The sequence below is a fragment of the Pseudomonas sp. LBUM1673 genome, assembly GCF_059695645.1.
Window position 1 is genome coordinate 3,759,652 of record NZ_CP166780.1, and the last position, 25,221, is coordinate 3,784,872.

Sequence of the window (25,221 nt, forward strand, 5' to 3'; positions counted from 1 at the left end):
TCTCCTTGGCGTTGATTTATGTCAAATCCCTGCGTAGGACTTTCAAGACGTCCAGCGCCACTGCAGAACCTCGGGCATGTCCTGCCCATGCTCGATGATGTAGAGCTTGTGTTTCTCCATCGTTTCCCAGTACCGCGCCGTGGCTGTTGCAACCTGGCCTTGCAGGCGGGGAACCCGTTGAATGACGTCCAGTGCCAGCTGATAACGATCAAGGTTATTGATCACCACCATGTCAAACGGTGTCGTGGTTGCTCCCTCCTCCTTGAATCCCCGGACATGAAAATTAGCGTGATTACTTCGTTTATAGACCAGTTTGTGAATGAGCGCCGGATATCCGTGGAACGCGAAAATCACTGGTTTGTCGACGGTGAACAGTTCATCGAACGCACGGTCCTGCAGCCCATGAGGATGCTGAAATGAGGGCTGCAACACCATCAGGTCCACGACGTTGACGACCCTGATCCGGATATCCGGCACGTACTCGCGCAGCAATGTCACGGCGGCGAGTGTTTCCAGCGTCGGAACATCCCCCGCGCACGCCATCACCACGTCCGGGTCCTCATCGTTATGGCAGGCCCAGGCCCAACGACCAATCCCGGCCATGCAGTGACGGATGGCCGAATCGATATCCAGCCACTGCCATTCAGGCTGTTTGCCGGCGACAATGACGTTGATGTAGTCGCGACTTCTCAAGCAATGGTCAGTCACTGACAGCAGGCAATTAGCATCGGGAGGCAGATAGATACGAACCACGTCGGATTTCTTGTTCGCAACATGGTCGATGAACCCTGGATCCTGATGGGAAAAGCCATTGTGATCCTGACGCCAGACATGGGACGTGAGCAAGTAGTTGAGCGAGGCAATCGGTTTGCGCCACGGGACTTCAGCGGCGGTTTTCAGCCATTTTGCATGCTGATTGAACATCGAATCAACGATGTGAATGAAGGCTTCATAGCAGGAAAATAGCCCATGGCGACCGGTCAACAAATAACCCTCAAGCCAGCCCTCACACACCTGTTCACTGAGAATCTCCATCACCCGACCGTCGGCGGCCAGATTGACATCGTCACTTTCCCGGGCGCCCATCCATGCTTTTGCGCTGACCTCATAAATGGCATCGAGACGGTTGGAGGCCGTTTCGTCCGGGCCGAACACGCGAAAATTGCGCTGTTGCAGGTTGTTCTTCATGACATCTCTGAGCAAACCGCCTAATACCCTGGTTGCCTCCGCACGCAGGCAACCCGGAGCGGGGAGTTCCACTGCGTAATCGGCAAACCTGGGGAGGTCCAGCGGCTGCAACAGCAGGCCACCATTGCCATGGGGGTTAGCGCCCATACGCCGATGCCCGGTTGGCGCCAGCGCAGCAATTGCGGGCAGCAAAGTGCCATTGGCGTCGAACAACTCATGAGGCCGGTAGCTGTTGAGCCATTGTTCCAACTGCTGCAGATGAAGCGGTTGCTGGAAGTCGCTGAGGGGTACCTGATGCGCACGCCAGGTACCTTCAACCTGTTTGCCATCAACGAATTTCGGGCCCGTCCAGCCCTTTGGCGTACGCAATACCAGCATCGGCCAAAGCGGACGCTCCAGCTCATGGGTCCGTGAACGGTTTCGCGCGACGCGCTGAATCTCGCGAATCTGCAGCAGTATCGTATCCAGGGTTCTGGCCAGCAGTTGATGGACCTGATCGGGATCGTCTCCCTCGACAAAATAGGGGTCGTACCCATAGCCATACATCAGCGCCGACAGCTCATCCTCGCTGATTCTGGACAGCACCGTCGGATTGGCGATCTTGTAGCCGTTAAGATGGAGAATGGGCAGCACGGCCCCGTCACGTTCCGGATTGAGAAATTTGTTGGAGTGCCAGCTGGCGGCCAATGTGCCTGTTTCGGCCTCGCCGTCGCCGATCACGCAGGCAACGATCAGATCCGGGTTATCGAACGCAGCCCCATAGGCGTGGGCCAATGAATAGCCCAGCTCGCCACCTTCGTGTATCGACCCGGGAATCTGCGCCGATACGTGGCTGGAGAGCCCGTAAGGCCAGGAAAATTGTCGAAAGAGCCGGGTCAGCCCATTCACGTTCTGCTCCACTGAAGGATCGAATTGCGTGTAAGTCCCTTCCAGGTAGCTCTGAGCCACAATCGCCGGACCACCATGGCCGGGACCGGTGATGAAGAGCATGTTCAGGTCGTAGGTTTTGATCAGCCGATTGAGGTGAACGTAAATCAGGTTCAGTCCCGGCGTCGTCCCCCAATGGCCCAGCAGTCGCGGCTTTATGTGCTCCAGTTTGAGGGGCGTGCGCAGCAATGGGTTTTCCTTGAGGTAAATCTGGCCCACGGCAAGGTAATTGGAAGCCCGCCAGTAGGTATCGATGCTTTCCAACTGTTCAGCACTCAGAAAATCACTCATGAAATCCTCCAGAATGGATTCGGAACCTTGGCTACCGCTGGATGGCGCGTTGATTTGCGCACCAAAGGGGGCAATTGTCCTGACGCCAGGAGCATCGGTTCATGCCCCCGCCGACCTCGCATCACTATTGGCGCTAGTGCAACGGCCTGATGGCCAGAATGCTGCCGGGTACCGAATACAATGCGCGTTCCGTGGTACTGCCGAGTAGTCTGTCGATCCCCACGCGATGCACGGTGCATGTCCAACAGCGGATGGGTGGTCCAGACCACTTCAGTGGTCACCTCAAGCCCTTGGCTGCCCAGCCGTCGGGCTTCGTCCAACAGCCATTGGCGATACCGCTGCAAGTAACGCTGGTTTGCCGCTTCGTCCGGTTCCCCCTCCCACACATGGATTCGTGGCAGTGGCTCGACAAAGGCACAAAGGTGCAAGGCGGCCCCGGAAACCTTGGCCAGCGCAGCAGCGCGTAGCATCGCCGCAGACTGAAGCAAGGTTTGATCGACAATCAGCAATAAACGTTGATATTGCCCCATCACACACCTCGGCTCGGGTATCGCCGGGAGCGATTAGAACAGGCTGACCGCATTGAATCGGCCGGCACCACATAATTTTAATGCTGCGCCCAACCACCCACCTGCCGGTTTGATTTACATCAAACTTATGCGGTTCAGGTGCGGCTTGCGGGACATCTGATCCAGATCAAATTCAGCCCCGATCAGAGGTGTACAACATCATCAACCGCGTGGACTGTTTTGCTGCACGTGCCCCCCTTACGCTTGATGGAGATCGCACCATGTCTACTATCGAAGAGCAAAACACTCGGGCTGCCGTCGCTTATGCTGCGGTGCCGGGTGAACACTGGATTGAATCACTCTCGGACGGCAGGCATGTGCTGATCAGGCCGTTGTCGGCGCAAGACCGCGAGCGCGAATATAACTTCATCAAGCGCCTGTCCAGCGAGTCACGGCATTTGCGCTTTCTCGAAGCCATGAACGAACCCGGCACGGCGCTGCTCGACCAAATGATGGACGTCGATTACCGGGAACGCATGGCGTACATCGCCCTGGTTCATGAAAACGGTGATCTGATCGAAATTGGCGTCAGTCGCTATGCTGCCGGCACCGAAGAGCATCAATGCGAATGCGCGGTCACGGTCGCCGACGAGTGGCAGCATCTGGGGCTTGGGGTTGCCTTGATGCGCCATCTGATCACTGCCGCCCGCCAAAACGGCTTCCGCCAGATGTATTCCATTGACTCCGCTTCCAATACTCACATGCGCGAGCTGGCGCGCTTTCTCGGTTTTGAATGTCACCGCGATCTCGACAATGCCACCCAGGTTATTTACCGCCTACAGCTTTGAGTGCCGGACGGTAAAGCGCGCATCTCAAAGGGCCTGAGTCAGGCCCTTTGGAGGAGGATTGATGAACAGTTTCAGGGAATTGGCAACACCCGACCCTGAGAACTGACTACGCTTGACTTGAGATGAATCAATCATGGCACTTCGGTGTGCTGAAGGTTGAAAAAACAAATCCCGTTTATTGGGTTGCCGGGGAAGCTCCATGTTCTGGTTTCGCCATCATCAAGCTGCGTTCATGCGCCTCGCCATCGTGCTGTGGGTGTTAGCGTTCGGCATGGCGGCGAGCCAAGGATGCCTGGCACAACCCAGCCATAATCCGGCTACACCCCACGTTTCACTCAACACCTCGCAACACGACGATGGTCACGATGCCCATACTATCGGCTGTCTTCAGTACTGTGCCGATACGGCTATTGCCATTAGTCCATCGCTGCATCTTCCAGTGCTTGACCTCACCAGCTGGGCATTTCTATTGCTGGTCCCCGCGTTGCTGTTGTATCCGACCAAACCCTCTGCTTTCGCCTTTCTTGCATTACAGCGCCCGGCTCCCGCCAAGCCGCCCGTACGCCTGACTTTCGTTCGTTTCAACGATTAAACAGACTTTCTGCGCGCCGAATGCCGGCCGCACTGACTGGCGGCGCCAACCTGGCGCGGCTTGGTATTACCTGTGTTGTCCTCACCCTTTGGAGATTGCCATGCATGCCTCATTGAAATTGATCCTCGCCACCCTGCTAGTGAGCAGCCCACTCATGGCCTCGGCCGTCGACGAGCACCACCCGGAGGAACAGAGCTCAACCGCGCCCGCTCAAACCAGCGCACCAGCCACCCCCATGCAGAACGAAGCCATGACCGAGCAGATGCAAAAAATGCAGGCTGCACACGATAAAGTAGCAGCAGCCAAAACCCCCGCCGAGCGACAGGCCGCCATGCAGGAGAGCATGAAAACGATGAAGGACAGCATGGCCATGATGCATAAAAACTGTAATGGCATGGGCATGTCCGGCAACAAGGACGGTATGGGCATGGGAATGATGAACATGATGATGAAAATGATGGATCAGCAGTCGAGCATGATGAAGATGCCGATGAGCAACTGATGCGGACAAGCCTGTAATCAATGCCACGGTGGTTTTACCTTAGCCAATGGCAAGGGTAAAACCGCCGCGCGTTGATCCTGTCCGACGCCCTAGAGATCACTCCCCAGGAGTACCAAACCATGATGGGTTCACAGCACTCGACCAACGGCTCTCCAACATTCCGGAGAAGCAAAACCGGCATAGCGCTGGGCATGCTGCTGGTCATCGCATTGTTCTACCTGGCCAGGGAGCACTATGGCCATATCCTGGGCCTGTTGCCTTACATGATTTTGCTGTTGTGCCCGCTGATGCATATGTTCGGACACCACCACGGTGGTCACCGCCATCACGGTGAAACTGCGAGCTCAGTCAAGGACGAGAACAGGAGTTGACTCATGCACGGCACTGAGTTTCAGGTCCATCAAACACCTGCAGAACCGTCAGCGGCTACAGCTGAATACACCTGCCCCATGCATCCGGAAGTTCGCCAGATCGGCCCCGGCACCTGCCCCAAGTGCGGCATGACTCTGGAGCCGGTGATTGCCGAACTGGAGGAAGAAGAGAACCCCGAACTCAAGAGCTTTACCCGGCGCTTCTGGTGGACATTACCACTGACCGTGATCGTCACCACGCTGGCCATGGGCGGTCATGCCCTGGTGCTGTTTCACGGTCCCACACAAAACTGGATTGAACTGGGACTGGCCACACCCGTGGTGCTTTGGGCCGGCTGGCCATTTTATGTGCGCGGCGTGTATTCGGTGATTCAGCGCAGTCCGAACATGTGGACGCTGATAGGTCTTGGCACGGCAGCGGCCTACCTTTACAGCGTTGTCGCCACCCTGGCCCCCGGCGTATTCCCCGACACCTTCATGATGGACGGTCGAATCGGCGTGTACTTCGAGGCGGCGGCGGTGATCATCTCACTGACCCTGCTCGGCCAGATGCTCGAGCTCAAGGCTCGCTCGCAAACCTCGGCCGCCATCAAGTCGCTGCTCGGACTGGCCCCCAAAACCGCCCGACGGGTCAATGCCGACGGCACGGAAGAAGACATCCCACTGACCCACGTACATAGCGGCGACACCTTGCGCGTGCGACCGGGCGAAAAAGTGCCCGTCGACGGTCAGGTGCTGCAAGGCGAAAGCGCTGTGGACGAGTCGATGCTCACCGGTGAACCCATACCGATCATGAAGAGGGCCGGCGATGCGCTGATCGGCGCCACCCTCAACATCCATGGCAGTCTGCTGATGCAGGCACAGAAGGTCGGATCGGCCACCCTGCTCGCGCAAATCGTGCAGATGGTGGTGCAGGCACAACGCTCAAAGGCGCCGATGCAACGTCTGGCCGACGTGATTGCCGGCTACTTCGTGATCGTGGTGATCGCCATCGCCGCACTGACGCTGGTCGGTTGGGGGCTGTGGGGGCCCGAGCCAAGCTGGGTATTTGGCCTGATCAACTCCGTAGCGGTATTGATCATCGCCTGTCCCTGTGCCCTCGGACTGGCGACTCCGATGTCGGTAATGGTCGCCACCGGCAAGGCTGCCGGCAGTGGCGTCTTGTTTCGCGATGCCGCCGCCATCGAGAACCTGCGCAAGATAGACACCTTGATTGTCGATAAGACCGGCACCCTCACTGAGGGTCGGCCAGCGTTCCATAGCATCGAGGCTGCACCTGGATTTACTCAGGACGAAGTGCTGCGCCTGGCGGCGTGCCTCGATCAGGGTAGCGAACACCCGTTGGCTCATGCCATCGTCGAGCAGGCCCGCGCCGCGGGCCTGACGCTGAGCACACCTGAAACCTTCGAGTCTGCCTCCGGTATTGGCGTAAGCGGTCAGGTCGAGGGGCGTCGCCTGAAGTTGGGCAATACCGTGTTGATGCATGAGGCTGGCATCTCCACCGAGAGCTTGCAGGCACATGCCGAGACGCTACGCAGTGACGGCACGAGCATCATGTTCCTGGCGGTCAATGGCGTCCTGGCGGGTTTGTTGGCTGTAGCCGATCCCATCAAGCCTACCTCGAAGCTGGCAGTCGAGCGTCTGCAGGCGGACGGCGTCAAGGTCATCATGGCCACTGGCGACGGCCTTACAACGGCCCGTTCGGTGGCTCGTCAATTGGGTATCGAGGAGGTGCATGGCGAGGTCAAACCGCAAGACAAAGAGCGCCTGGTCGCGGCCCTGCAACAGACCGGACACCGTGTGGCGATGGCTGGCGACGGGATCAATGACGCCCCTGCACTGGCGCGCGCCGATGTGGGTATCGCCATGGGCACGGGCACCGACGTGGCGATGAACAGCGCTCAGGTCACTTTGGTCAAGGGCGATCTGCTCGGCATCCTGCGTGCTCGCAGCCTGTCAGTAGCAACGGTGAGAAACATGCACCAGAACCTGACCTTCGCCTTCCTATACAACGCCATGGGCATCCCGCTGGCCTCCGGTTTGCTCTACCCGCTTACCGGTCACCTGCTGTCGCCACTGATTGCCGCACTGGCCATGAGCGTGAGCTCGGCGTCGGTGGTGTTCAACGCCTTGCGCCTGCGCCAGGTTTCAATTGAATGAGCGATAAAGGCTGCTTGACCTTACCGTCGCGGCAAGGTTGAGGATAAAGCCAGGGCCGCGGAAAAGCCGTATACATTGGCCCTTTTACGATCAATTCCTTATGAGGAGTCATTGATGAACAGCGTTGAACTGCAAGTCCAGGGTATGAGCTGTGGCTCTTGCGTCAAACAGGTGACCCAAGCGCTGCGCGCGCTCAACGGAGTCAGCGAAGTAACTGTCGATTTGCAATCCGGACGAGTGAGGGTCAACGGTGATCCGGACAGCAATGCATTGCTTGCAGCCCTGCAGGAAGCCGGCTATCCAGCACAGACTTCGGAAGGCGCCCAGAGCGAGAAGAAAACCGCAGGTTGTGGTGCTAAAGGCAGTGGTTGCTGCTGTCGGTAAACTTCTTTTGAACGGGAGAACACCCATGACTACCAAGCTTCGTTTCGCTGTCCTCACTGCGCTGTTCATGACCGGATCAGCGCAAGCCACTGAAGTCATCGACGTTTACCACGACCCCAACTGCGGCTGCTGCAAGGAATGGATCAAGTATCTTGAAGCCAATGGTTTCGACGTCCGCGACCACACCGAATCGAACGTTAGCGAGGTCAAGCAGCGCCTCGGCGTTGCGCCGCGCCTGAGTGCCTGCCACACCGCGGTAATTGATGGAAAGTTCGTTGAAGGACATGTGCCAGTGGCGCAGATCCTCGATCTGAAGAACCACCCCGAGCTCGTTGGAATCGCGGTGCCCGGTATGCCAGCGGGTTCGCCTGGCATGGAGTATGACTCGACCAAACAGGCCTATCAGGTGATAGGCCTGACTAACACTGGCAACGATCAAGTGATTGCCGACTATCCTGGCAACTGACGATGACGCCGGGGGCGGACCAGATGGCCTGTACGTTTATTCATCGCCCGCAGGCTTGATCGCCAATACACTGCACGGCGCCCGATGCAGAAGGTGTTCGGCAGTGCTGCCCAGGAGCTTGTCCAGCCCACTGTGCTGAACCGTGCCCATGACGATGACGTCCGTCAGATGCTCCGTGGCGAACGCACAAATGGTCGGCACTGGTACACCCTCGATGAAATGGCGGCAATCCGGTGGAACACCATGTCGGTCGGCCAAGGCCTCAAAGGCGTCCTTCTCGGTCTCCCCCATTATATGGTCGAGGCCGGTGGCGACGGGCAACACACCAAAGCCCATATCCGACGCATAGACCGCCGACCAGTCATAGGCATGCAGCAGCTCTAACCGGGCATTGCATTGCTCAGCCAGCCTCACCGCAGCTTCGATAATCTGATCGTTAAATCTGAGGTCCTGGTCTTCGCTTCGCAATACATCGACGATGGCCAGTACCCTCTGAGGCAACGGGTTACGGGCCTCCGTCACCAGATGCACTGGCGCGGCAGCATTGGCAATGCTGATGATTTCGTCCATTCAAGTTGCGCCTGGTGACATGAATCGGCCTTGATCATATCGAGCCTGCCTTGGCCCCTCTGTGGGGCTTATCGCGCAATGTCTGCGTGCAAACGTCGCGATGCTGGAGGTCCGGATGACATGCCAAACGATAGGTGCCCAGTCGCTACAGTTTGGCGTATGGCCGGCAAGTCATGAGGCGCATCAATCCGCGCCTTGAGCAGTCTGACGAATGACTCGGCTTCACCAAGGCTATTGAAACCCGCCTCCCAGGCGTCCATATGCACCGACCAACGATTCCTTGAATGCTGCTTATGTATTTCAATGATCATCACAAGTCCTCTGTACGCCCCCATTCGGAGGATGGAAAAACAGCCTCCTTGCTAACAGATTGCACATGTCTTACGGCGTATGACGGTTTCTCCTGCCCCCCCAAAAAAAGCAGCGCGTTACGTTTCATACATGAATACAGACTGCACCTGGATAACGGTGGAAAGGTTGATCATGGTCAAAAATCCGGGCTTTGGGCGCCCATTGAATGACCACACGTCGGACACCATCAGCGGTCTCCCCCGACATTGATACAGATCAAACAGATGAACCCGGCTGGCGGCACGATTGGGCAACAGCCCAAAAACCTATGACCCGTCGCTGCCAGGCACGACCGAGTCTCTTTGTTACCCTACGGGAGGTTTTTCATGTCCAGACAACAACGCTTCATGCTGGTGGCTTCGCCATTGATGCAGCACAGCGCGGCCTTCGACAGGGCTGCTGCGCTGGCCAAGGCCGAAGGTGCAGCGTTGCACATCGTGGCTTTTGACTATCTCGAGGGTCTGGCGACAGCTGGCCTGGTCAATGAGCAGGCGCTTGAGCAAATGCGCTTGGGCTACGTCGAGCGACACCGCCAATGGCTTGAGGAGCAGGCCAGGCCCCTGCGCAAAATCGGCGTTGATGTGACCACCGAGGCGGTGTGGGTAGAACGTCCACTGGAAGAAATCCTGATCCACCTCAAAGAACAGCCCATGGACATGCTGATCAAGGCGCTGGAGCACGAATCGCTGCTGACGCGGATCATGTTCACACCCCTCGATGTGCACTTGGTGCGTGAGTGCTCTGTGCCGTTGCATTTCGTGAGCAATGTCCGTCATGCCTTGCCGCGCAAAATCGTCGCGGCAGTAGACCCCTTCCATCACGTTGACCAGAACCAGGATTTCAACGATCGGATCATCCGTGAAGCGGTGAAACTGGCAATGAGTTGCAATGCCGAAGTCGAGGTGTTGTACGCCTATGACCTGTCATCGATCACCTCGTCGGAGTTCGGCTTTGGCAGCGGTTCAACCTTTTTCTCCTCGACCATGGCCAAGACCGTGTACGACGCCCAGGGCGAGGCTTTCAACGCACTGGCCGAGCGCAACGGCATACCGGCCGAGCAGCGGCATCTGATCATGGGCAATCCGGCCAAAGTCCTGGCCAGTTATGCCGACGCCTATGACGTCGATGTCATCGTCATGGGCAGAGTAAGCCGTCGTGGGTTGGGCAGCCTCATCGGCAGCACCGCAGAGCATCTGCTCTACAAAATGCCTTGCAGCATGCTGGTGGTCTCTCCTGAACAACTCGAGGCTTGAATCATGCCGGAATTGCGCATCACCTGTTTCTGATTGCGTAACTCGACATTTTAGTAGCGAAGTACCGTTTTCCAGTACTTCCCTGCCCTGTTAGAAGGATTGCTGCCATGCCCCTGAAAGAATCAAAAAAAACGCCACATGCGGCCTATCCTGAATCGATCAATCGCAGCCATCAGCTCTTCTTTGAAGCAGACCAACTCAGCGCTCAAGCCTATGCGCTCTTGAGCGAGCAACCGATTTCGACTCAGACCCTACAAAGGTTTTCTGAAGCCAAAAAACAGTCTGATGAAAAATATCGGCAAGCCAGGCAGGAATGGTTGCGTACCAAGGATAAGATCAGTCAATAAGCGAAGGTTGTTGGCTACATGACCCTTGCCGCTATCCATGATCGGCACTCACTATGCCTGCGCAGGAGAATTCAATGGTCATCGACTGGATCAATTTCACCCCCTGGAAGTCATTGGCCGGAGGGTCTCTGATTGGCCTGGCCGCCGGGCTCTTTGTTGTACTCAATGGGAGAGTGGCCGGAATCAGCGGTTTACTGGGTAGCTTACTCAGTCGAGGTCATGAAGGCCGCTTGGAAAAGGCGGCATTTCTACTCGGGTTGTTCATTGCCCCTCTGATCTGGCTGCTGTTCGCCCCCCTCCCCATCATCGAGTTTCAGTATGGCTGGATCAGCCTGGTGCCAGCAGGGTTACTGGTAGGGCTCGGTGCTCGTTATGGATCAGGGTGTACCAGCGGACATGGCGTGTGCGGCATCTCCAGATTGTCGTTACGCTCCACGGTGGCGACGCTGAGCTTCATGACAGCGGGATTCGTCACTGTTTACGTCGTTCGCCATGTATTGGAGGGCTGACTATGCGTGCACTGATTGCGTTGCTCGCAGGATTGATTTTCGGACTGGGCTTATTGCTCGCGGGTATGGCAAATCCCGCCAAAGTATTGGGGTTTCTCGATCTGACCGGGATCTGGGACCCGTCACTGGCTCTGGTGATGGTCAGTGCCATTACCGTAGCGGCCTTACCATTCGGTTGGGCAAAACGGCAGAAGTGCTCTTTGCTGGGCGAAGTCATGCAGCTGCCTCAGAAGCGAGGACTCGATCGACGCTTGATCGCAGGAAGCCTGACGTTCGGCACCGGCTGGGGTATCGCCGGCATCTGCCCGGGACCTGCAATCGTTGGGCTAGGTGCCGGATTCTGGCAGGCTGGTGTGTTTCTTGGCGCCATGTTGACGGGGATGATCTTCTTCGAAGTGCTTGAGCGCTTTACCGGGAAGCCAAGCCTGGGTAATGCAACCCCATAAGGAGGCCCCCGCCTCAATGTGACGTCATACGGCGTCGGCATGCCTGCAATAGAAATCAACGCAGCTGTTGCCAGGATTCGAGAGAAGCCATAATTAGCTGCCCCTTCACTACCCGTCTATTTATCCGTTCTATTACCCATTCCTGGCAGGGATGTCATCACCACTCGTTGACCACAGTTAATCCAGCCAGCTAAAACGAACCTAATCGGTGACAAACAAAGCCCCCACCATTACAATTTGATTATCATCGAACGATTTAGGGTACCGGTAATATCATGGAAAATAAGACTGCACGACTGACTGTGCTCATTGATCCCGTCAAGAAAAAAGCACTTGAGGAGCTTTGTGCGTCTCAGGATCTGACGCCTTCTCAGGTCGTTCGTCAGCTTATTCGGGACTACCTGGAGACGCATGGCGTGTCCTACTCGACCAAAAGCAGAATTGCAGCCAATGGTAAGTGATTCGTCTGCGCATGAGCGGGCACGACGAATGCCTGCTCATCGCTCCTTCTTAGCCTACTGCACCCCATCTCTAGCCTTGGGTCTTGTCGATCTCGACATAACTGCCCAGTGCGCCACTGAAGTCGGCATGATAATGCTCTGAGCCGAGTGCCTGAAGAATCCCTGCCCTGTCGAGCTTGCCGAGGACTTTCTCGTTGGCTTCACACAACTTCACGACGATGCTGCGCTTGCGCAGCTGCTCAATGACTTCGAGCAGTGTTTGTAAGCCCGTGATATCCATGAACGGCACTCGCTTTAGTCGAATAATCAAAGTCCCAGGATCGGTGTGTGTTTGAGCCAAAACGCGCTCAAAGGTTTCTGCTGCGCCAAAGAAGAGAGGCCCCTCAATGGTGTAAACCAAAATACCGGGGGGAAGATGTACATGCCCATTCATACGCAACTCTACCTCCAGCTCTTTTTCAACCATTAGCTGAATCTCTACAGAAGACGCCATACGACGCATAAATTGCAGCATGGCGAGAATGACCCCAATGTTCACGGCAATCGTCAGATCACTGAAAACGGTCAGGCTGAAGGTGATTAACAGGATGGCAACGTCGGCTTGGGGGGCTCGTTTGACCATGCGTTTGAAGTGTTTCAGTTCGCTCATGTTGTAAGCGACCACGAATAAGATCGCAGCCAATGCACACAGCGGGATATCCGAAGCCAAAGGCGCCAAGAAGAGGATCAGTAAAATCAAAGTGAGAGCGTGTGCAAAACCCGCGATTGGGCTGTTGCCACCATAGCGGATGTTGGTTGCTGTTCGAGCGATCGCGCCAGTCGCAGCAAAGCCACCAAACAGAGGAGTGACCAGGTTAGCAATGCCTTGTCCGATTAACTCCTGATTGGAATCATGTTTGGTACCGGCCATCCCGTCGGCAACAACAGCAGAGAGCAGCGACTCGATCGCCCCCAGCATCGCGATCGCAAACGCAGGGCCAATCAACTCAATGACCTGCGGCAGCGTTATTTCAGGAAGGCCTATTTGGGGAAGCCCTTGAGGAATGCCCCCAAATGCACTTCCGATCGTGGCCACTCCGTCGAATTGAAAATAGGAATGCAATGCTGTCACAACGACCATGGCGATCAGGGGGCCAGGAACACGCCTTACACCGGGTAGTTTAGGCGCGAGGATCACCAACACCAGGCTCAACAGGGCTAACAGTGTCGTGGGCACATGAAGGCTGGGTAGTGCCTGGATGAGGTGCCACAGCCGCTCGTGGAAATGGTCACCACTGATTTTCGGCAAGCCCAAAAAGTCTTTCCATTGCCCGACCCAAATAATCACCCCGATGCCGGCGGTGAATCCCACAATCACGGGGTCAGGGATGAACTTGATGAGTGCGCCAAGCTTGGTGATACCGAGCAGTAATAAAATTGCCCCGGCCATCATTGTCGCGATCTGCAAGCCATCAACGCCGTACTTGGCCGTCACGCTGGCCAGAATGACGATGAACGCCCCTGTGGGGCCAGCAATCTGAAGCCGGCTTCCGCCGAACAGCGAAACCAGCAAACCACCCACAATGGCCGTGTAGATCCCCTGTTCCGGCTTGACGCCAGAGGCAATGGCAAATGCCATGGCCAAGGGCAGCGCCACGACGCCGACGATGACCCCTGAGACGATATTTCGAAGCCAGTGCTCGCGCCCTAACAAGCCCGCTTTCCAAGCTTCTCGTATCGCAATCATGACTATCCTCGCTCTGATGGCATGTGCATACTATTCACACCTAGTGATAATAGCAAAGCAATTGGCCTAGCCTCGGTACGACACCTGCGACGCTGTAGATTCGGTGCTCAGAGAGCTAAACCATATGCCCGGAGACCCCGCATGAAACGCGAAGACGTCAAAACCAAACACGGTGAAGGCATGCACTTCGACACGCATGTGATAGCCAATCCGGCCAACACGCACGAGTGGATCATTCTTTTCAAAAAGGATGCAGGGAGAAGCTATTTTCTGGTCAATGACAACGAGGAGATTGAGTCATTTGGACACCTCGATGATCTGATCCATGAGCTTCGCGAGCTTGGTATCAAGTCCGCCGAAGTTCATTTCTGACAGTTGCACTCAGGGAGTTTGATCATGTCAGTAAAGATTGAGCATCTGACCAGTCAAAGCGAAGAGCTTTGGTCTGTTTGTTTCGGTAGCCGCAGTATTCAATTTCGTACTGAGCAAGGGGCGAAGGACTATGCGGCCACACTTAAAGAAAGAATCGACGCACTGCATACCTTTCCGCGAATTCACCACGCCTCGCCAAACCCAGACCACTGATCAACGCTGATCTGGACTTAATGACCCACGCAGAGGCCCTTATGTAACTGGGTCACGAATTCACGCAATTATCGAAGTACGCGGATCAAATCCAAGAAGCGATGAGAAAACTCTGAATCCCAATGTGTCGAGCTTAGGACGTGGCACATTGGGCATTCGAACGCGCAAAAAAATGGCCACACGAAGCGGCCTAAGACGGGTTCAAGCATAGGAGGATCTCTATTGACCAAGAAATACAGGCCCGCCCTGAAGTCTTAGGGCCAATAGAGTTGGTCTGCTGGCTGACAAACCCCTTCATCAGCAGCGTTCAAGCCGGCAATTTGACCCTGGTCTGTGGGTCAGGACTTCATTGCCTTGCATTATAATAGTGTTAACATGTCATTGTAATCAACGTCTAATTAGGGGCTCGCATGACTACCGACTTCAAGAAGGCTGCACTGGATTACCATAAATTCCCAACCCCAGGGAAAATCAGCATTGAGCTGAGCAAGCCTGCCGACACAGCCGCCCAACTCGCACTGGCCAGGCGTAGCTGAGCCCGTTCGCGAAATCGCGAAGGACCCGGAGAACGCCTATCGCTTTACCGGAAAAGGGAATCTGGTCGCCGTGATCACCAACGGCACGGCCATTCTGGGCCTCGGCAACTTAGGTCCCTTGGCCAGTAAGCCGGTCATGGAAGGCAAAGCATTGCTGTTCAAGCGTTTTGCCGGCATCGATTCAATCGATATCGAAGTCAATGCGGAGAGCTCCCAGGCCTTTATCGATACCGTCGTGCGCATTGCCGACACCTGGTAGTTCATCTCCATCGAACACCGTTACGGATGAATTACTCCGCCTGCGCTGATAGCAGTATCAGGCCGGCAAAGCCCAAAATGAGCCCTGCGGTTCACTAGCCGCCAATGCGGGGTCGACAAAACGCGGAGAGACTGGATAAATCCCGCCCCGCGTCCGAGCAATACCGCCTGCAATGTGGACCGCATCCAAGGAGCGCTGGCTATGTTCGCCAGCGAACAGACGAACAGTCCTCCAAGTCTCCACACTCAAGTTGAAAAGCTACGTCCACCAAGCGCTGCTCGGTGCTGGCGCAATGCGTTGGCGCACCTATAAAAATGCACGCAATTGTATGATGCGTTTCAGGCTCAGGACCTTATGAACAGCATATGGACACGCCTACAGAAGGTATTTTCTCGCTCGTCCGGTTTTTGGCGAACCCCTCTGTTTCCTCCACCCCGATTCAAATACGAGCCCATATTGCGCTCGGAGCTTTTCAGCGCCGATCAGATGGCCAGTCACGGCATCGCCCTGGCCGGGCAGCATCGCCTGACCACGCTGTCCGCACGGGACTCGATGCTGCACAGGCTCGATGACAACGAGGAGTTGCTCAAACGCAGCAGCACGGCGCTAGCCAACGCGCAAGTGTCCAGCCGACGAGTGACGCCAGCAGCGGAATGGCTGCTGGACAATTACTATCTGATCGAGGAAAACATTCGCACCGCCAGAACGCACCTGCCCAAAGGCTATAGCCGTGAGTTGCCACGCCTGATCAACGGCCCGTCGGCGGGCCTGCCTCGCGTCTATGACATCGCGCTGGAGACCATCTCCCATGGCGACGGTCGAGTCGATGAGGAAAGCCTGAGCCGCTTCATTTTTTCCTATCAGACAGTGATGCCGCTTGCGCTGGGCGAACTGTGGGCGATACCGATCATGCTGCGTCTGGCGTTGATCGAAAACCTGCGGCGAGTGGCCTCCAGGGTCATGGCCAACGCCGACGAGCGCAATCTGGCCGATGACTGGGCCGAACACCTGATCGAAACCTCGGAACGAGACATCAAAAGCGTGGTGCTGACCGTTGCCGACATGGCCCGCTCCGCACCTCCGATGACCGCCGCCTTTGTCGCTGAATTCACCCGCCGCCTGCAGGGCCAGAGCGCGGCGCTGGCCCTGGCGCTGAACTGGATGGAGCAGACGCTGAGTGAGACAGGCTCCAGCATCGAACGCCAGGTGCAGCTCGATGCGCAACAACAGGCAGCGGATCAGGTGTCGATTGGCAACAGCATCGGCAGTTTGCGCCTCCTGTCCGCCACGGACTGGCGCGAGTTTGTCGAGTCGATGAGTCATGTCGCGCAGATTCTCAATGAAGACCCGGCAGAAATTTACCGGGCGATGGATTTCAGTACCCGCGACAGCTACCGGCATGTCATAGAACGCCTTGCCCGAAGAAGCCCCCAACACTCGGAAATCCAGGTCGCCCGCGCCGCGATCAATCTCGCCGCGACCGGAACCGCCTCAGTCCCCTGCGAACTGCTGGCGCGCCATGTCGGGTATTACCTGATCAGCGCAGGGCTGCCGACGCTGGAGCGACGACTCAATGCCAGGGTGCCGCTTCATGAGCGCTGGAAACGGTTGTTGCAGCAGTCGCCGCTGATGTTTTATCTGGCGCCGGTGGCTGTTCTGACGCTCATCTTTGCCTGGCCTTTACTGGCCTCCGCGCAGCGCGACGGGATGCCCGATGCGGCGCTTCTGATGATGGCGATTCCATGCCTGATCATGACCAGCCGACTGGCGATCAGCCTGATCAACTGGTTGGTGACGTTCAGTCTGTTGCCGACGACGCTACCGAAAATGGATTTTGCCAGCGGTATTCCCGATGGCGCGCGAAGCCTGGTGGTGATCCCGACGCTGATCGCCAGCCTGGCAGACGTGGACGAACTGGTGGAAGGTCTTGAAGTGCGGTTTCTCGCCAACCGCGACAGCAACCTGTATTTCGCGTTGCTCAGCGATTTTCTGGATGCGCCTGAAGAGTCTCAGCCGCAAGATGCCGAGCTGCTCACACAAGCCTCCCGTGCAATCACCCTGCTCAACCGAAAATACGCGGACGGACTCGGCGACCGATTCTTTCTGCTGCATCGGCCGCGTCGCTGGAATGCGAGCGAACGTGTGTGGATGGGCCACGAGCGCAAACGCGGCAAGCTGATTGAACTCAACGCCCTGTTGCGTGGCCATGGAGAGGAACGCTTCAACGCCATCGTCGGCGACATCACGCCATTGCGCGGGGTGCGTTACGTGATCACGCTGGACACCGACACCCTGCTGCCGCGCGATGTCGCGCGCCAATGCGTGGCGGCCATGATGCACCCTTTGAATCGTCCGTTGTTCGACAGTGACGGTGAGCAGATCATTTTCGGCTACGCGGTGTTGCAACCGCGAGTGGGCATCAGCTTGACCAGCGCCACGCGCTCGATCTACGCCCGGCTGTTTGGCAGTGATGCCGGCGTCGATCCCTACACTCGCACGGTATCGGACGTTTACCAGGACCTGTTCCAGCAAGGTTCCTTCATCGGCAAGGGCATCTACGACGTGGACGCATTCACCTGCGCCCTGGAAGGTTGCTTGCCGGATAACCAGATTCTCAGCCACGACCTGATCGAAGGGTGTTATGCACGATCCGGCCTGCTCAGCGACGTGCAAGTCTACGAGCAATACCCTTCGCGTTACGGTGCCGATGTCAAACGACGGCATCGCTGGGTTCGCGGCGACTGGCAACTGCTGCCGTGGACATTGCCCTGGGCGCGCAATGCCGACGGTAAGTGGGTGCGCAACAGGCTGAGCGTCATGGCACGCTGGAAGATTCTGGACAATCTGCGACGCAGCCTGGAACCGCTGGCGCTGTTGCTGATGTTCGCATGGGGCTGGTTTGCCAGCAGTCAGCCAATGAACTGGACCCTGACTGTCATCGGGTTGATGGTGATTCAACCGTTGCTGCGAGCGGTGACCGATCTGATGCAGCTCCCCGCTAATGTGTCCTATGGGCAGTACCTCAGGGCGCTTCTGGGTGATCTGGCACAAGACCTCGCCCGGGCTGGTCTGACGCTCGCCTGGCTGCCCTTCGAGATGTTCTACAGCGCTGACGCCATCCTGCGCTCGCTCTGGCGAATCAGCTTCAGCAGACGCCGGCTGTTGCAATGGCAGCCCTCGCGCGAGGTGGAGCGCACCACCGTAAACCGGCTGTCCGGCCTCTATCGCCAGATGTGGATCGAGCCGGTATCGGCCCTGATCTCACTGGCCCTGCTGGTGAAGGATCCGCAGACGCTGGCCATCGCCAGTCCGCTGCTGCTGTCGTGGTTAGTGGGCCCCTGGATCGCTTGGTGGCTCAGTTCGGCACCCAAGCAGTCGGTGTTCGTACCGTCGACGGATGATTTGCGCTTCCTGCGGTTGCTGGCGCGCAAAACCTGGGCGTTCTTCGATCAATACGTCGGGCCCGAGGATCACTGGTTGCCACCGGACAACGTGCAGGAAGACCCCAGGCCTGCCATTGCCCATCGCACCTCGCCGACCAATATGGGCATGTCGCTGCTCGCCCACCTGGCCGCTCACGATTTCGCTTACTTGAGCACTGAACGGCTGCTGTCCCGGCTGGCGGCGTCGCTGGACAGCATGGAAGGTCTGGAGCGTTATCGGCAGCATTTCTATAACTGGTACGACACGCAGACCCTCGAGCCGCTGCGTACGCATTACGTCTCCACCGTCGACAGCGGCAACCTGGCGGGCCTGCTGTTGACCTTGAGCACCGGCATTGCGCAGCTGGCAGACGCCCCGATGTTCGGCCCTGCCGTGATCAAGGGCCTGCGCGATACCCTGGACATCCTTGCAGATTCCCAACACGCCTCGGGGGCGGATGAATACGCCCTGCCACTGAGAAAAGGCCTTGAACCGGTCTCGCAAATTGCGACCCCTGAGGCGCTGGCAGACCTGCTGCACACGGCTCGCATCATGGTCACCAGCCAGCCAGCGGACACCGACGAGGAAAGCCTCTACTGGCGAGAAGCGTTTACCCGTCAATGCATCGACTGGACAGAAGAACTGCAGCGTTATCGCCTCCCTGCCCCCTCGGTCACGATTGAATCGCCTCGCACCTTGCGTCAACTGGCCGGCCTGAACCCCGCCGACTGGGCCGCCGAGCATCACCCTGAAATCGAGCGGGTCCGCAGTGACGCCGCACAGCGTCTGGAAACCCTGAAGCGTCTGGCTGTATTGGCGACGTCGCTGGCGCAGATGGATTTCTCGTTGCTTTACGACCACCAGCGTGACCTGTTTGTCATCGGTTACAACGCCGAGGAGCGCAGGCTCGACACCGGTTACTACGACCTGCTGGCGTCCGAGGTGCGGCTGACCAATTACGTGGCCATCGCTCAGGGACAAATCCCCCAACGCGCCTGGTTCACCCTGGGAAGGCTGCTGAGTGAAAACGCGGGCGTACCAACGTTGCTGTCCTGGTCGGGCTCGATGTTCGAATACCTCATGCCGATGCTGGTGATGCCCAACTTCGAGGGCAGCCTGCTGGACCAGACTTGCCGCGCCGCCGTGTCGGTGCAGATCGAACAGGGCAGCAGGCTGGGCATTCCCTGGGGCGTTTCGGAGTCGGGTTACTCCACCGTTGACGCGCACTTCAATTATCAATACCGCGCCTTCGGCGTTCAGGCCCTGGGGCTCCAGCGCGGGCTGAGCAATGACGTCGTGATAGCGCCCTACGCCAGCGCCCTGGCGTTGATGGTCGATGCCGATGCCGATGCCGATGCGGCCTGCAAGAACCTGCAACGCCTCGCCCTGCAAGGCTCTGCCGGACGTTTCGGTCTGTATGAAGCCGTGGATTACACCGAGGCCCGCTTACCGCGCGGCAAACACTTCGTCGTGGTCCGGTCGTTCATGGCTCACCACCAGGGCATGAGCTTGCTGGCCTTGACCAGCCGACTGCTCGATCAACCCATGCAACAGCGATTCGAGGCCGACCCGGCACTGCGATCAGCCCTGCTGCTGCTACAGGAGCGGGTGCCGAAATCCGCCGCGCCGTACCTGCAAACCGCACAGTCGCCGGTACTCGGCGATGTCGGCCAAGGCCAGGATACGGGGCTTCGGGTGTTCTCTGATCCGGGACGCAAGCGTCCGGCCGTGCAGTTGCTCTCCAACGGTCGCTACCACGTCATGCTGACCAGCGGCGGCGGTGGTTACAGCCGCCGTAATGAAATGGCGATCACCCGTTGGCAGGAGGACACCTCACAGGACAATTGGGGGATGTTCTGCTACCTGCGCGATGTCCAGAGCAACACGGTCTGGTCGGCTGCGCATCAACCGACGATGCATCAACCCGAGAGCCACGAGGCGATCTTCTGCGATTCCCGTGCAGAGTTCCGTGCGCGCAACCAGGATTTCGACACACACTTGGAGATTGTTGTCTCGCCTGAAGACGACATCGAACTGCGCCGCCTGCATGTCACCAACCGAGCGTCTTCGGCCAAGACACTGGAGATCACCACCTACGCCGAAGTCGTGCTGACAACCCCGGTCAACGACGCGATGCACCCGGCGTTCAGCAAGCTGTTCGTGCAGACCGAATTACTGCCTGCGCTTCAGGCTATTATCTGCAGCCGCCGACCACGGGCCAGCGATGAACCGACGCCGTGGATGTGCCATTTGCTGGCGGCACACGGGGTGGACATCGATGCGATCTCGTACGAAACCGATCGCGCCCGGTTCATCGGCCGAGGACGCAGCCTCGTGTCACCCGCCGCCCTTGATGCCGATTGCCAGCGCTTGTCAGGCAGTGCAGGCCCGGTGCTCGATCCGGTGATCGCGATTCGCTGCAGGATTACCCTGCAACCCGGCCAACAGGCCACCATCGACTTGGTCACCGGTGTCGCCGACAGCCGTGATGACTGCCTTTACCTCATCAACAAGTACCGCGACCGCCACCTCGCCGACCGCGTGTTCGACCTGTCCTGGACCCATAGCCAGGTGCTTTTGCGTCAGCTCAATGCCTCGTTGTCCGATGCCCGTCTGTTCGAGCAGATGGCCTCGTCGTTGCTTTATGCGAATGCCTCGATGCGCGCCAACCATGCGGTGCTGATTGCCAATCGCCGCAATCAGCCGGGGCTTTGGGGGCAGGCCATCTCCGGCGACCTGCCCATCGTGTTGCTGCAAATCCAGAGCCTGGACAACATCGCCCTGGTGCAGCAATTGATTCAGGCCCACGCCTACTGGCGGCAAAAAGGGTTGGTGGTCGATTTGCTGATCTGGAACGAAGATCAGGTGGGTTATCGCCAGCAACTGCAAGACGCGATCCTCGGCCTTATCACCTCAGGCAGTGAATCCACGCTACTGGATCGTCCGGGCGGGATTTTTGTGCGCCCCGCGCAGCAGATGTCGAATGAAGATCGCGTGCTGTTCCTCTCGGTTGCCAGACTGGTGCTGAGCGAAGATCTGGGCAGCCTGGCCGAACAGATTCACCGCCGCAAAGTATCACCGGTGCACGCGCCGTTTGTGGCGACCCGGCTTTTTCAGGCTCGGCCGGCAGCGGTACGACCGAACCGTCCCTTCCTGCTGTTGAGCAACGATTATGGCGGCTTCAGCGCCGATGGCGGTGAGTACATCATCACCGGGCTCGCGCCCGATCCGACACCCGCGCCCTGGGTCAACGTGATCGCCAATGCGCATCTCGGCACGGTGGTCTCGGAAGCCGGCAGTGCCTATACCTGGGCCGAAAACGCCCATGAATTTCGCCTGACGCCCTGGCATAACGATCCGGTCACCGATCGCAGCGGCGAAGCCATTTACCTGCGTGATGAAGAGACCGGGCACTTCTGGTCTGCAGCGCCTCAACCCTGCCCCGGACAAGGCACGTACCAGACCCGTCACGGTTTCGGTTACAGCGTGTTCGAACATGAAGAAGACGGCATTTACAGCGAGCTGTGGATCTACGTGGCGCTGGATGCGCCGATCAAATTCTCGCGGCTAGTGTTGAGCAACCGCTCGGGACGCCGCCGGTCATTGTCTGTCACAGGGTACGTGGAATGGGTGCTGGGCGATCTGCGCAGCAAATCGGCGATGCATGTGGTCACCCAATCAGATCCCGCCAGCGGGGCCTTCTTCGCCCGCAACGCCTACTCGGTGGAGTTTTCCGAGTGGGTGGCGTTCTTTGACACCGACACGATCGATCACGGTGTCAGCGGTGACCGTACTGAATTCATTGGCCGCAATGGCACCCTCGCCTCACCGGCAGCGATGCAGCACGCCGGTCTGTCCGGGCGCGTGGGCGGCGGTCTGGACCCTTGTGCCGCCCTGCAAGTGTCGATCGAACTCGGCGAGGGCGATACCCGGGAAGTCATCCTGCGTCTGGGGGCGGCGTCTTCCAGTAACGCCGCCACCCAGCTGGTGCAGCGTTATCGGGGCAGCCTGGTGGCCGCCGAGGAATTGCATAAAGTACGGGAACACTGGCGCTCATTGCTCGGGGCGATTCGTATTGAAACGGGCACCCCTGCAGTCGACGTCATGGTCAACGGCTGGTTGATGTATCAGGTGATCGCGTGCCGTTTCCAGGCCCGAAGCGGCTACTACCAGTCAGGTGGCGCCATCGGTTTTCGCGATCAGCTGCAGGACAGCATGGCGATGATCCATGCCGATCCGGCAGCCGTGCGCGCGCACCTGTTGCTGTGCGCCGGCCATCAGTATGTGGAAGGCGACGTGCAACACTGGTGGCACCCGCCGATGAATCGAGGGGTCCGCACCGCCTGCTCCGATGACTTTTTGTGGCTGGTGGCCGCCACCAACCGCTATGTCGAAATGACCGCAGACGTGGGTGTGCTGGAAGAGGTCGCCGGGTACCTGGAAGGACGCCAACTGGTGGCCGGCGAAGAGTCCTACTATGACCTCCCCGGTGAATCGCCCCTGCGAGAGTCCCTGTATCAACACTGCGTGCGTGCCATCGAACACAGCCTGCGCCGCGGTCATCACGGGTTGCCGCTGATGGGCTCCGGTGACTGGAACGACGGCATGAATCGCGTCGGCCACCTGGGTGCAGGTGAAAGTGTCTGGCTGGGCTTCTTCAGCTATCAGGTGCTGGAGCAATTTGCGGTGACCGCTCGCCTGAACGGTGATCACGCATTTGCCAAACGCTGCAGTGACAGCGCGGTGACACTGCAACGCAACCTCGATCAAACGGCCTGGGACGGCGCCTGGTATCGCCGCGCCTGGTTCGATGACGGACAAATGCTCGGCTCGGCGAGCAATGAAGAATGTCGTATCGATTCCATTGCTCAAAGCTGGTCAGTGCTGTCGGGGGCCGGCTCTGCCGTCCGCCAGATTAAGGCCATGCAGGCATTGGATGAGCATCTGATCAAACGTGACATCCGCGCCGTGTTGCTGCTGGATCCCCCGTTTGACAAGGGCGCCCTGGACCCCGGCTACATCAAGGGCTACGTGCCAGGCGTGCGCGAGAACGGAGGTCAGTACACCCATGCTGCCGTTTGGGCGGGCATGGCGTTTGCTCAGTTGGGTGAAGCCGGCAAAGCCTGGGAACTGCTGGATCTGATCAACCCCGCCGCGCCTGCCAACAACGCTCAAATCGAGACCTATAAGGTCGAGCCCTATGTCATGGCCGCGGATGTCTACGGCACCGCCCCCCATGCCGGCCGAGGTGGCTGGACCTGGTACACCGGTTCTGCGGGCTGGATGTACCGGCTGATTGTCGAGTCGTTGCTGGGCGTACAACGCAGCGGCCGCACGCTCAGAATCGAACCGCTGATACCCGTCGACTGGCCGGGCTTCCTCTTGCACTACCGCTTCGGCAAAACCCTCTACCACTTTGATGTGCGTCAGGGCAGTTCGACCTTCACCTCCATGACCCTCGATGGCCAGCCATTGAGTGACGCTGCGCTGACACTGGATGACGGCGGTCAGGAGCATTGGGTCCGGGTAGATTGTCGCGCCCGGTCACCCAGGCCTCAGGCGCTGGAATTCGAGCATGCCGCCGATGAATAGACATTGATCACCAGCCATGGCGTGCATGGGAGTACCCTGAGCGGGCACGCCCCTGTTGCGCCACGGATGCTCTGCTATGCATGCCTCCCCCGATCCAAGCCACAATCATCTACTCGCGGCGCTCCCGGCCGTCGACCTCCAGCGCCTTGTTCCGCACCTGGAGCAGGTCAGTCTGGCGCTGGGCGATGTGCTGTATGAACCGGGGGACACCTTGCGGCACGTTTACTTCCCGACCGACGCCATCGTCTCCCTGCTGCATGTCACGGAAAACGGCTCGTCAGCAGAAATCGCCGTGGTCGGAAACGAGGGTTTGATCGGCATTGCGCTGTTCATGGGCGGCGAAAGCACCTCCAGTCGGGCGGTGGTGCAAAGTGCCGGCGGTGCATTTCGCCTGCCGGGGCAAAAACTCAAGAAAGAGTTCAACCGTCATGGCGATCTGCTCCTGCTGATGCTGCGTTACACCCAGGCGCTGATCACGCAGATGTCACAGACCGCCTTGTGCAATCGCCACCATTCGATCGATCAGCAATTGTGTCGTTGGCTGCTGTTGTCGCTGGATCGCCTGCACGGCAATCGCCTAAACATGACCCAGGAGCTGATCGCCAACATGCTGGGCGTGCGCCGCGAAGGCGTCACGGAAGCGGCGGGCAAACTGCAGCGTCAAGGCGTCATCGAATACAGTCGGGGCCAGATCACGGTTCTGGATAGAGCGCGCCTTGAACGGCTCAGCTGCGAGTGCTACTTGGCGGTCAAGACCGAAACCGATCGGCTGTTGCATTACACCCGTCGTCAGGACGAGTGATGCGGGTAATGGCTATGCATCAAATGCAGGGTGATTTACTGTCACACTAGACTTCAGATGCACTGCTTTCTTGAGCTTAACGCTGGGAGCTTCATGGGGTCTGGGGAGCAATGGGACAGGAAA

General features: G+C 58.1%; 18 protein-coding genes and 3 pseudogenes. 17 read left to right on the forward strand and 4 right to left on the reverse strand.

Going from position 1 to position 25,221, the window contains the following annotated elements:
- Positions 1-42: 42 nt before the first annotated feature.
- On the reverse strand, positions 43-2,406 hold the full coding sequence (locus tag ACA044_RS17215; RefSeq protein WP_497442487.1) for a phosphoketolase family protein: 2,364 nt from the start codon (positions 2,404-2,406) through the stop codon (positions 43-45).
- A 230-nt stretch (positions 2,407-2,636) separates the two neighbouring features.
- Positions 2,637-2,936: pseudogene (locus ACA044_RS17220) on the reverse strand (universal stress protein); the annotation flags it as partial.
- Between the two features lie 260 nt (positions 2,937-3,196).
- Between ACA044_RS17220 and ACA044_RS17225 the strand changes: the two are divergent.
- The 7 genes from ACA044_RS17225 to ACA044_RS17255 all read left to right on the forward strand — a co-directional run bounded on the left by ACA044_RS17225 (position 3,197) and on the right by ACA044_RS17255 (position 8,238).
- Positions 3,197-3,763 (forward strand): GNAT family N-acetyltransferase, encoded by a 567-nt coding sequence (locus ACA044_RS17225; RefSeq protein ID WP_497442488.1) that lies wholly within the window; start codon positions 3,197-3,199, stop codon positions 3,761-3,763.
- Positions 3,764-3,962: 199 nt separating this feature from the next.
- Positions 3,963-4,355: a hypothetical protein gene (locus ACA044_RS17230; RefSeq protein WP_497442489.1), complete on the forward strand. Its 393-nt coding sequence runs from the start codon at positions 3,963-3,965 to the stop codon at positions 4,353-4,355.
- A 100-nt stretch (positions 4,356-4,455) separates the two neighbouring features.
- Positions 4,456-4,857: a hypothetical protein gene (locus tag ACA044_RS17235; protein WP_497442490.1), complete on the forward strand. Its 402-nt coding sequence runs from the start codon at positions 4,456-4,458 to the stop codon at positions 4,855-4,857.
- A 122-nt stretch (positions 4,858-4,979) separates the two neighbouring features.
- The gene (locus ACA044_RS17240) at positions 4,980-5,228 is read left to right on the forward strand and encodes a DUF2933 domain-containing protein (RefSeq protein WP_497447249.1); all 249 of its coding nucleotides are present in this window, start codon (positions 4,980-4,982) and stop codon (positions 5,226-5,228) included.
- A 78-nt stretch (positions 5,229-5,306) separates the two neighbouring features.
- The gene (locus ACA044_RS17245) at positions 5,307-7,388 is read left to right on the forward strand and encodes a copper-transporting P-type ATPase (RefSeq protein WP_497447250.1); all 2,082 of its coding nucleotides are present in this window, start codon (positions 5,307-5,309) and stop codon (positions 7,386-7,388) included.
- Positions 7,389-7,502: 114 nt separating this feature from the next.
- The gene (locus ACA044_RS17250) at positions 7,503-7,772 is read left to right on the forward strand and encodes a heavy-metal-associated domain-containing protein (protein WP_497442491.1); all 270 of its coding nucleotides are present in this window, start codon (positions 7,503-7,505) and stop codon (positions 7,770-7,772) included.
- 25 nt (positions 7,773-7,797) lie between these two features.
- Entirely contained in the window at positions 7,798-8,238 is a 441-nt protein-coding gene (locus tag ACA044_RS17255) for a DUF411 domain-containing protein (RefSeq protein ID WP_497442492.1), read from the forward strand.
- Positions 8,239-8,274: 36 nt separating this feature from the next.
- Here ACA044_RS17255 and ACA044_RS17260 read toward each other — a convergent pair.
- Positions 8,275-8,775 (reverse strand): annotated as a pseudogene (locus ACA044_RS17260) (universal stress protein); the annotation flags it as partial.
- A gap of 710 nt (positions 8,776-9,485) precedes the next feature.
- Between ACA044_RS17260 and ACA044_RS17265 the strand changes: the two are divergent.
- The 5 genes from ACA044_RS17265 to ACA044_RS17285 all read left to right on the forward strand — a co-directional run bounded on the left by ACA044_RS17265 (position 9,486) and on the right by ACA044_RS17285 (position 12,175).
- The gene (locus ACA044_RS17265; RefSeq protein ID WP_497442493.1) at positions 9,486-10,412 is read left to right on the forward strand and encodes a universal stress protein; all 927 of its coding nucleotides are present in this window, start codon (positions 9,486-9,488) and stop codon (positions 10,410-10,412) included.
- A gap of 107 nt (positions 10,413-10,519) precedes the next feature.
- Positions 10,520-10,759, forward strand: a complete 240-nt coding sequence (locus ACA044_RS17270; protein ID WP_497442494.1) for a hypothetical protein — start codon at positions 10,520-10,522, stop codon at positions 10,757-10,759.
- A gap of 74 nt (positions 10,760-10,833) precedes the next feature.
- Positions 10,834-11,268, forward strand: a complete 435-nt coding sequence (locus tag ACA044_RS17275) for a YeeE/YedE family protein (protein WP_497442495.1) — start codon at positions 10,834-10,836, stop codon at positions 11,266-11,268.
- A 2-nt stretch (positions 11,269-11,270) separates the two neighbouring features.
- A complete protein-coding gene (locus tag ACA044_RS17280; RefSeq protein ID WP_497442496.1) occupies positions 11,271-11,714 on the forward strand; it encodes a DUF6691 family protein in 444 nt (147 codons plus the stop codon).
- Positions 11,715-11,989: 275 nt separating this feature from the next.
- Entirely contained in the window at positions 11,990-12,175 is a 186-nt protein-coding gene (locus tag ACA044_RS17285) for a ribbon-helix-helix protein (protein ID WP_077185744.1), read from the forward strand.
- 70 nt (positions 12,176-12,245) lie between these two features.
- Here the strand turns inward: ACA044_RS17285 and ACA044_RS17290 are convergent, their stop codons facing one another.
- Positions 12,246-13,901 carry a SulP family inorganic anion transporter gene (locus ACA044_RS17290; RefSeq protein ID WP_497442497.1) on the reverse strand — a complete coding sequence of 552 codons (1,656 nt, stop codon included), beginning with the start codon at positions 13,899-13,901 and terminating at the stop codon, positions 12,246-12,248.
- A 141-nt stretch (positions 13,902-14,042) separates the two neighbouring features.
- Between ACA044_RS17290 and ACA044_RS17295 the strand changes: the two genes are divergently transcribed.
- The 5 genes and pseudogenes from ACA044_RS17295 to ACA044_RS17315 all read left to right on the forward strand — a co-directional run bounded on the left by ACA044_RS17295 (position 14,043) and on the right by ACA044_RS17315 (position 25,098).
- Positions 14,043-14,273: a hypothetical protein gene (locus tag ACA044_RS17295; protein WP_493137010.1), complete on the forward strand. Its 231-nt coding sequence runs from the start codon at positions 14,043-14,045 to the stop codon at positions 14,271-14,273.
- 24 nt (positions 14,274-14,297) lie between these two features.
- On the forward strand, positions 14,298-14,486 hold the full coding sequence (locus tag ACA044_RS17300) for a hypothetical protein (RefSeq protein WP_497442498.1): 189 nt from the start codon (positions 14,298-14,300) through the stop codon (positions 14,484-14,486).
- A gap of 410 nt (positions 14,487-14,896) precedes the next feature.
- Positions 14,897-15,278: pseudogene (locus ACA044_RS17305) on the forward strand (malate dehydrogenase); the annotation flags it as partial.
- Between the two features lie 357 nt (positions 15,279-15,635).
- A complete protein-coding gene (locus ACA044_RS17310; protein WP_497442499.1) occupies positions 15,636-24,296 on the forward strand; it encodes a GH36-type glycosyl hydrolase domain-containing protein in 8,661 nt (2,886 codons plus the stop codon).
- Positions 24,297-24,372: 76 nt separating this feature from the next.
- A complete protein-coding gene (locus tag ACA044_RS17315; RefSeq protein WP_497442500.1) occupies positions 24,373-25,098 on the forward strand; it encodes a Crp/Fnr family transcriptional regulator in 726 nt (241 codons plus the stop codon).
- Positions 25,099-25,221: the final 123 nt, after the last annotated feature.

Excerpts from the sequence above, each read along its gene's own strand:
- ACA044_RS17215 (WP_497442487.1), bottom strand. The coding sequence starts at position 2,406 with ATGAGTGATTTTCTGAGTGCTGAACAGTTGGAAAGCATCGATACCTAC.
- ACA044_RS17225 (WP_497442488.1), top strand. The coding sequence starts at position 3,197 with ATGTCTACTATCGAAGAGCAAAACACTCGGGCTGCCGTCGCTTATGCT.
- ACA044_RS17230 (WP_497442489.1), top strand. The coding sequence starts at position 3,963 with ATGTTCTGGTTTCGCCATCATCAAGCTGCGTTCATGCGCCTCGCCATC.
- ACA044_RS17235 (WP_497442490.1), top strand. The coding sequence starts at position 4,456 with ATGCATGCCTCATTGAAATTGATCCTCGCCACCCTGCTAGTGAGCAGC.
- ACA044_RS17240 (WP_497447249.1), top strand. The coding sequence starts at position 4,980 with ATGGGTTCACAGCACTCGACCAACGGCTCTCCAACATTCCGGAGAAGC.
- ACA044_RS17245 (WP_497447250.1), top strand. The coding sequence starts at position 5,307 with ATGCATCCGGAAGTTCGCCAGATCGGCCCCGGCACCTGCCCCAAGTGC.
- ACA044_RS17250 (WP_497442491.1), top strand. The coding sequence starts at position 7,503 with ATGAACAGCGTTGAACTGCAAGTCCAGGGTATGAGCTGTGGCTCTTGC.
- ACA044_RS17255 (WP_497442492.1), top strand. The coding sequence starts at position 7,798 with ATGACTACCAAGCTTCGTTTCGCTGTCCTCACTGCGCTGTTCATGACC.
- ACA044_RS17265 (WP_497442493.1), top strand. The coding sequence starts at position 9,486 with ATGTCCAGACAACAACGCTTCATGCTGGTGGCTTCGCCATTGATGCAG.
- ACA044_RS17270 (WP_497442494.1), top strand. The coding sequence starts at position 10,520 with ATGCCCCTGAAAGAATCAAAAAAAACGCCACATGCGGCCTATCCTGAA.
- ACA044_RS17275 (WP_497442495.1), top strand. The coding sequence starts at position 10,834 with ATGGTCATCGACTGGATCAATTTCACCCCCTGGAAGTCATTGGCCGGA.
- ACA044_RS17280 (WP_497442496.1), top strand. The coding sequence starts at position 11,271 with ATGCGTGCACTGATTGCGTTGCTCGCAGGATTGATTTTCGGACTGGGC.
- ACA044_RS17285 (WP_077185744.1), top strand. The coding sequence starts at position 11,990 with ATGGAAAATAAGACTGCACGACTGACTGTGCTCATTGATCCCGTCAAG.
- ACA044_RS17290 (WP_497442497.1), bottom strand. The coding sequence starts at position 13,901 with ATGATTGCGATACGAGAAGCTTGGAAAGCGGGCTTGTTAGGGCGCGAG.
- ACA044_RS17295 (WP_493137010.1), top strand. The coding sequence starts at position 14,043 with ATGAAACGCGAAGACGTCAAAACCAAACACGGTGAAGGCATGCACTTC.
- ACA044_RS17300 (WP_497442498.1), top strand. The coding sequence starts at position 14,298 with ATGTCAGTAAAGATTGAGCATCTGACCAGTCAAAGCGAAGAGCTTTGG.
- ACA044_RS17310 (WP_497442499.1), top strand. The coding sequence starts at position 15,636 with ATGAACAGCATATGGACACGCCTACAGAAGGTATTTTCTCGCTCGTCC.
- ACA044_RS17315 (WP_497442500.1), top strand. The coding sequence starts at position 24,373 with ATGCATGCCTCCCCCGATCCAAGCCACAATCATCTACTCGCGGCGCTC.